Origin of the sequence: Bacteroides sp. (assembly GCF_029057325.1) — a bacterium.
GTDB lineage: Bacteria > Bacteroidota > Bacteroidia > Bacteroidales > Bacteroidaceae > Bacteroides.
This window is the reverse complement of the sequence record NZ_JAICZW010000143.1, coordinates 22,631-29,799: the sequence shown is the minus strand read 5'-3', so window position 1 is coordinate 29,799 and position 7,169 is coordinate 22,631. Positions and strand designations below refer to the sequence as shown.

4 protein-coding genes are annotated in these 7,169 nt (G+C 46.4%); 1 reads left to right on the top strand and 3 read right to left on the bottom strand.

Features of this window, described 5'->3' with window-relative positions:
• Positions 1-1,024: 1,024 nt before the first annotated feature.
• The 3 genes from K2G43_RS08990 to K2G43_RS08980 form a co-directional block, all read right to left on the bottom strand.
• The gene (locus K2G43_RS08990; protein ID WP_300154372.1) at positions 1,025-1,528 is read right to left on the bottom strand and encodes a hypothetical protein; all 504 of its coding nucleotides are present in this window, start codon (positions 1,526-1,528) and stop codon (positions 1,025-1,027) included.
• A 5-nt stretch (positions 1,529-1,533) separates the two neighbouring features.
• A complete protein-coding gene (locus tag K2G43_RS08985; protein WP_300154369.1) occupies positions 1,534-1,821 on the bottom strand; it encodes a hypothetical protein in 288 nt (95 codons plus the stop codon).
• Between the two features lie 587 nt (positions 1,822-2,408).
• Positions 2,409-4,655 (bottom strand): DUF5686 family protein, encoded by a 2,247-nt coding sequence (locus tag K2G43_RS08980; protein WP_297642255.1) that lies wholly within the window; start codon positions 4,653-4,655, stop codon positions 2,409-2,411.
• A gap of 313 nt (positions 4,656-4,968) precedes the next feature.
• On the opposite strand from K2G43_RS08980, the gene K2G43_RS08975 reads away from it, so the two are divergent.
• Positions 4,969-7,158 (top strand): glutamine synthetase III, encoded by a 2,190-nt coding sequence (locus tag K2G43_RS08975; RefSeq protein WP_297642256.1) that lies wholly within the window; start codon positions 4,969-4,971, stop codon positions 7,156-7,158.
• The last annotated feature ends 11 nt before the right edge of the window (positions 7,159-7,169 follow it).

Below are 7,169 nucleotides of genomic sequence, written 5' to 3'. Positions count from 1 at the left end.
ATGCCCAAACACATCAGTTCGTGTGCGGCACGCTGGAGGGCGAGGGAGTCTTCTAAAAGGGACATGGGGAGATTTATGATTTATGATTTCAGATTTATTATTTCTTTTAGACACGGATTACACGGATTTACACGGTTTTCTTCTTGACTAATCCGTAAAATCCGTTAATCTGTGCCTAAAATCTATTATGTCGGTTCCTTTTCGTTTTGACACACCTCCTTGCGGTGAACAAGCCAACGAGTGTATAAGGCGCTCCCATCTGCCTTTTTATGAATGGGGAATCTATAGGAAAGGGCGTTCCTTCGGGGCTTTGAACTCTCAGTATATAACTGTAATCCAATCACTTGCGGGCATTCTATATGAAATACTACAAGCTTTATGCCCCTCTTGTCCACTGATTCTCTGTAACTGTTCATTACCTTAGGGTAAGAAACTATAAACGAACGTATTAGAAATAAAAAAGTGTTTTTTAATCGTACGTTTAATGAACGCAAATATAAATACGTTTTTTGTAATGGCAAAATGTTTGATAAAAAAATGTTTCTAATGAGGAATGGTGATAAGTGTATAATGCCGAATATCAGCAGTATATGAGATATGTGTAAATCAGTTAAAATCTTCTTGTTTTTAGCTTTTTGAGCGCACTTTGTAAAAGCTTGAAACTGGTGTTCATTAAACGTACGTTAAAAAGACAGGATATCACCTTATATATCAGCTGATTAGCATTTTACTTATCGTGAGATGTATAGTGTATTCATTATCATTGTAGGGCTGTACCTTGGTGCAGCCGAAACCGCTTTGATATAGCTGAAACCACCACGATGCTAAGGTTTGGCAAATTCATCATGGCATACAAATAACACTGATTAAACAGATAAGCACAGATTATTCTTTTCTGTAAATCAGTCAGATAAAATCTGCAGTCATCTGTTTAAATACAAAGGTTAAAAAAAGAAGCACCCCAAAGTTGGATAGAACTTTTTGGGGTGCTTCTTTTTCGGCTTCCTCTTTGAATTATATATAGTTATAATCTATATTTTACGATACCTATAATACTTGATTCTTTATGATTTCGAGATGAATCTTGTCTTCTTCCATTATCATCATAACGATAGGTAACTAAGTCTTCCCCTTCATACCTATCAAATACTCGTATTTTATAAATATCATTATCCGATAAATAAATCAACAGGATGTCTCCTTTCTTAATCTGGTTGCATATAGATTCCTTTTCATTTATTTTCTTAACCAAAAGTTGTGCGCCAGATTCAATATTTTTAGGCCTCATACAATTTCCTTTTACAACAATCCGTATCATTCCAGATGTGTCAATTTCTTGTCCATCGGATTTTTGTATAGTTCGATGTCTATCATAGAAAGAAAGTTCCTTCAACCTCTTAGCATTTATTGCCAATGTAGGGCCCGCTTCAACACATTGAACAAACTCCTGTTTTCCAGATATAATGTTGAAGTATGCGTATATTACAACAACAGCAAGCAGTATAATTAAAAAATAAACAGTTTCCATATTCATTAATATTCTTCTTGTATAACTATAGTTTCTGCTTTTTGCTCCTCCATAGATTCCACTTTTATATAATAAAATAATATGAATAAGAAGAAAACATGCAAGAACAATGAAAAGTTATCATTACTTATCGGGCAAATATACTGAGATAATTCTTCTGCCACAAATGCTCCTGTATGCAAATAAATTCCAAACACAACAAATACTGCACATAGAACAAGTAATAATAATTTTGTTGTTGAATGTTTACCTGCACCAATATAATCAAATACCACCATTAATAACAATCCCAAATTGACAAGCAATGAAATACCACACTACTGATTGTTACAATACTCATCTACAAATGGAACATCATTAATCTTCAAAACATGATGTACTAATGGAGTATATGTAAACAACACTATTAAAATCAGCCATGATATAGATAAAAAATAGTGTTTATTCCTTATTGCCCAATTATTTATTGCTTTCATTATTAAAAAGATACCTTTATATAATTCTTTAATTTGTCCAACCTTATCATATAAGACTCACAATAGATACACAAAAATACGTAAATTCCACGAAACAAGAACATTTCCATCAAAATAAATATTTCAGTGCCAACGACTTTTATTTAAGGAAATTAAAGAAGTTATCAGCCGACAAGTCGGCTTAGAAAAGAAAGCACCACAAAAAGTTTCCAAACATTTTTTCGGGGAAGGCTGTCCGAAAACCTTGTTGGCGATTACATTTTTTTTATGATTTCAGGCACGGATTCCACGGATTTACACGGTTCAGTTAAAGAAGAAAACCGTGTAAATCCGTGGAATCCGTGCCTGAAAGAAAGCATAACAGAAGTTCGCGGACAGCCTGGAGGGGGAAAAGAGTGCCTTGTTCAACGGTTGAACAATTCGAATGTGAACTTACAGCCCAACTCCTGATATTTCCAATTGGCGAAGCTGACAAACAGACCGAAATCGAAGATGTGCGTACCAATGCCATAGCCTGCCTCTATATAGGGCTTCAAATGAGGCACAACGAGCGCATTCAGATACAAACGCTCGTTCAGCACATATTGTGTGTATTTCATCAGATGACGAAGCAGCAGAAAGGGGGCTTCGTACGTGACATGACCACGAAGGTATTTCCGGGAAGAGTTGTACCAACGACCGTCGAGCAGCTGGAACACCCCTCCGATGTCGTCACTCCAGCCCAACGGAAGATTGGAGCGCCGCAGATTGGCAAAATCTACAAAGTAAAGCTCTTTCTGCTTGGTGAACTCGCCCCATCCCAAACGCCAATAGAGGCCGCACATCAATCCCAAAGAAATCCGCTGCTGCAAATCCACCTCGATGCGCTCATACGAGTTGCTATTGCGAAACATTCCTTTGACACCCCGCTCCCAATCCACCGAAACGGTAGGATATTTGGAATGAAGATTGACCTTACGGTCGCCATTCATATAATAATACTGCCCCGGAGTCCAGGAAAGGCGGATGCGGGGAGCGAAACTATTGTAAACAGGGCGGAACTTATTCAAGATTCCCGGATCGAAATCAGGGAAAAACGAAGGAATGCCGGGACCGACAGTCGTCACCGGCGGTATAGTGGGGTCATTCAGCACAAATTTGGAACGGTTCACTTCCGTACGCCTGTGCATAGACACTCCGACGTCCAACGTCAGTCCGTTGACAATCTCCCAACTGTGACGGAGATTCAGATACAAATCCTTGAAGTAGTCCAGGTGTATCTGGTTGAAGTCGAAAAGGCTGTCGGGGATGGCCTTCAAATCGTCCAATATCCTGCTGCTGTAAATGCGGTTGCCGTTACCAAACTCCAGATGCAACGCCGCCCGTTTGCGGGGCCAATAGCCGAAGTCGGACCTCACCCGCCAATAGAACTCCTTGTCCTTGAAGTTGTAGCCCACCCGGGGAACTATGCGCAAAAGCCTGTCGCCCCTGTAAAAACGGCTGTACTTGAACTCCTGCCGATAAGAGAAGCCACGCTTGCCGCTATAGCTCAACAAGAACGGATTGATCAACGGCGAGCAACGCACACTGCCCAACTTGTCGAGGTTCAGCGTATAACGGCTGACCAACGCATCGCCAATCTGCCCCCAAAACTCCTGGCTTTTGCTTTTCGCCTTCTTCTGTCGGGCCAGCGTGTCGCGACGCAAGAAATAATCTTGATACAACGTGTCTTCGTGCGGAGTCAACGGGATGGGGCGCAACGTGTTGAAATAGGCGATATCGCGCTGAAAGGCATTCGTATCGGCACGCAACGTATATGAGTCGGACAAATCATACTTGCTTTTTGCCGAAGCTTTCCGCGTGTGGTCGGGCCGTGACTGGATGATGTCTTTATAATCGAGCACCGCCTCATAGCTGCCATCCACCACATTGCCCAAAAAACGGAAAACAGCCTCCATATAGTATCGTTGCGGAAGGAACTCATCCAAACTTCCCACGTCACCCATCTTCACCAGATTATTGAACCGAACCATCTCATTGCGACCCGAAAAACGCATCTCACGCACGCTCCACACATGGTCGCTGACAATCAGATAGCCGCCCACCAATTGGAAGCTCTTGCTTTTGGGGATAAAGCGTATCTTATACCGGAGGTTGTGGCTCTCCCCCATCACCGTATCGAGCCGATAGGTGTAGAACTTCTTCGCGTTGGAAGCCAAAGGAGAGAGCAATTTATCGTATAACAAGGTGGAAGAGTAGATATTAACGTGAAAATACTCGGGCAAACGCCCGTCCATCTCCCAAAATTCGGAAGCGGTGCCGACACTTGCCTTCACTTTCTGGTCGTAGATGTTGGGGGCGGTGAAGTGCAAGTCGTTGTAGGTTTCCATCATATACTCATCCACTCCTTTTTGGGGACGAAACATGGAAGGGATATAACGAAGTAAATGGTTCTTCTTATGGATATGCACCCGCCCCTTGATATAAAGTTCCGCCTTATAACTCTCCACAATGCGTTCATAGAAAGGTGCGAAAAAGATGACCTTCTCCATAATGGAATCTGCCACACTCGCATACTTGTCCTTCGGATAAAAGACACGACCGGCCGCCGCCTCCCGGGTGATAGGAAGCAGAAGGCAAACCAGCAACCCTATAAATAACGAACGCTTCAACGGCAAATCTATTTTGAACAACGACAAATATAAGGATTCTTTTATAGTAGAACAGAAATATCCTGCGAATATTTCTGTTCTTAAGAGTTATCGGGAGTTAAAAGGAGTTATCAGCCGACAAGCCGGCTTAGGAGTTAGAAACCTCCCCGTGACATTTTCCTAAAAAAGCATTTTTCTAAGAAGGAATCCCCATTTTAGGGGTACTTCTCTAAAAAAACACCACTTTTCTGGAAGAATACCCCCTAAAAAGAGGGGGTAGTTCTGAAAAAACATGTATTTTTGCGCCCAACAACCAATAAAAGGAAAGACCAATATGTCAAAAATGCGTTTTTTTGCTTTGCAAGAACTTGCCAACAGGCAACCTCTTGAAGTGACTCCTCCTTCAAACAAACTGTCCGACTACTACGGCAGCCATGTCTTCGACCGCAAGAAGATGCAGGAGTACCTGCCCCGCGAAGCCTATAAGGCGGTGACCAACGCCATCGAAAAGGGCATCCCCATCAACCGCGAAATGGCAGACCTGATAGCCAACGGCATGAAGAGTTGGGCCAAATCACTCAACGTCACCCACTACACGCACTGGTTCCAGCCGCTGACGGACGGAACCGCCGAAAAGCATGACGGCTTCATCGAATTCGGCGAAGGCACGGAAGTGATTGAACGCTTCTCAGGCAAACTGCTCATCCAGCAGGAGCCGGACGCCTCCTCCTTCCCCAACGGCGGCATCCGCAACACCTTCGAGGCACGCGGCTATACGGCATGGGATGTCTCCTCGCCTGCTTTTGTCGTGGACACCACGCTCTGTATTCCCACCATCTTCATCTCCTACACCGGCGAAGCGCTCGACTACAAGACCCCGCTGCTCAAGGCACTGGCTGCCGTGGATAAGGCCGCGACAGACGTGTGCCAGCTGTTCGACAAGAACATCACGCGCGTCTATACCAACTTAGGATGGGAACAGGAATACTTCCTTGTTGACTCGGCACTCTACAACGCCCGGCCCGACCTCTGCCTGACCGGACGCACCCTGATGGGACACTCCTCCGCCAAAGACCAACAGCTGGAAGACCACTACTTCGGCTCCATCCCGCCGCGCGTCACCGCCTTCATGAAAGAGCTGGAGATTGAATGCCACAAGCTGGGCATTCCGGTCAAGACACGCCACAACGAAGTGGCCCCCAACCAGTTTGAGCTGGCACCCATCTTCGAGAACGCCAACCTGGCCAACGACCACAACCAACTGGTGATGGACCTGATGAAACGCATCGCCCGCAAGCACCACTTCGCCGTGCTGCTGCACGAGAAGCCCTACAACGGCGTGAACGGATCGGGCAAGCACAACAACTGGTCGCTCTGCACCGATACGGGCGTCAACCTCTTTGCCCCGGGCAAGAATCCGAAAGGGAACATGCTGTTCCTCACCTTCCTGGTGAACGTGCTGATGATGGTCTATAAGAACCAGAACCTGCTGCGTGCCTCCATCATGAGCGCCGGAAACAGCCACCGTCTGGGTGCCAACGAAGCTCCGCCCGCCATCCTCTCTATCTTCTTGGGCAAACAGCTCTCTTCCATCCTCGACGAGATAGCGCGCCAGATAAGCAGCAGCAAAATGACATCGGAAGAGAAGACAACCCTGAAGCTGGGCATCGGACGTATTCCTGAAATCTTGCTGGATACCACCGACCGCAACCGCACGTCGCCCTTCGCCTTCACCGGTAACCGCTTTGAGTTCCGTGCCGCCGGCTCCTCCGCCAACTGCGCCGCCGCCATGATCGCCATCAACGCCGCCATGGCCAACCAACTGAACGAATTCAAGGTCTCCATCGACAAACTGATGGAAGAGGGCGTAGGCAAGGACGAAGCCATCTTCCGCATCCTGAAAGAGACCATCATCGCCTCCGAACCCATCCGCTTCGAGGGCGACGGCTACTCCGAACAGTGGAAGCAGGAAGCCGCCCGCCGGGGACTGACTAACATCTGCCACGTTCCCGAAGCCCTGACGCACTATATGGACGACCAGTCGCGCTCCGTCCTCATCGGCGAACGGGTCTTCAACGAGACCGAACTGGCCTGCCGCCTGGAAGTGGAACTGGAGAAATATACCATGAAGGTGCAGATAGAGAGCCGCGTACTGGGCGACCTCGCCATCAATCACATCGTGCCGACCGCCGTCATCTACCAGAACCGCCTGCTGGAGAATCTGCGCGGACTGCGCGAGACGTTCTCTCCCGAAGAGTATGAAACGCTCAGCGCCGACCGCAAGGAGCTGGTGCGCGAGATATCCAAACGTGTCACCGCCATCAAGGTGCAAGTGCGCGAAATGACCGAAGCCCGCCGGATAGCCAACCACAAAGATAACTATAAGGACAAGGCCTTCGCCTACGAAGAAACGGTACGCCCTTACCTGGAAAGCATCCGCGACCACATCGACCATCTTGAGATGGAAATCGATGACGAGATATGGCCGCTGCCGAAGTATAGGGAGCTGCTGTTCACGAAATAAGGAGCCTCTCC

What these genes read in the sequence shown, in the direction of transcription:
- K2G43_RS08975 (WP_297642256.1), top strand. Translation starts at nt 4,969, where the DNA reads ATGTCAAAAATGCGTTTTTTTGCTTTGCAAGAACTTGCCAACAGGCAA.
- K2G43_RS08990 (WP_300154372.1), bottom strand. Translation starts at nt 1,528, where the DNA reads ATGGAAACTGTTTATTTTTTAATTATACTGCTTGCTGTTGTTGTAATA.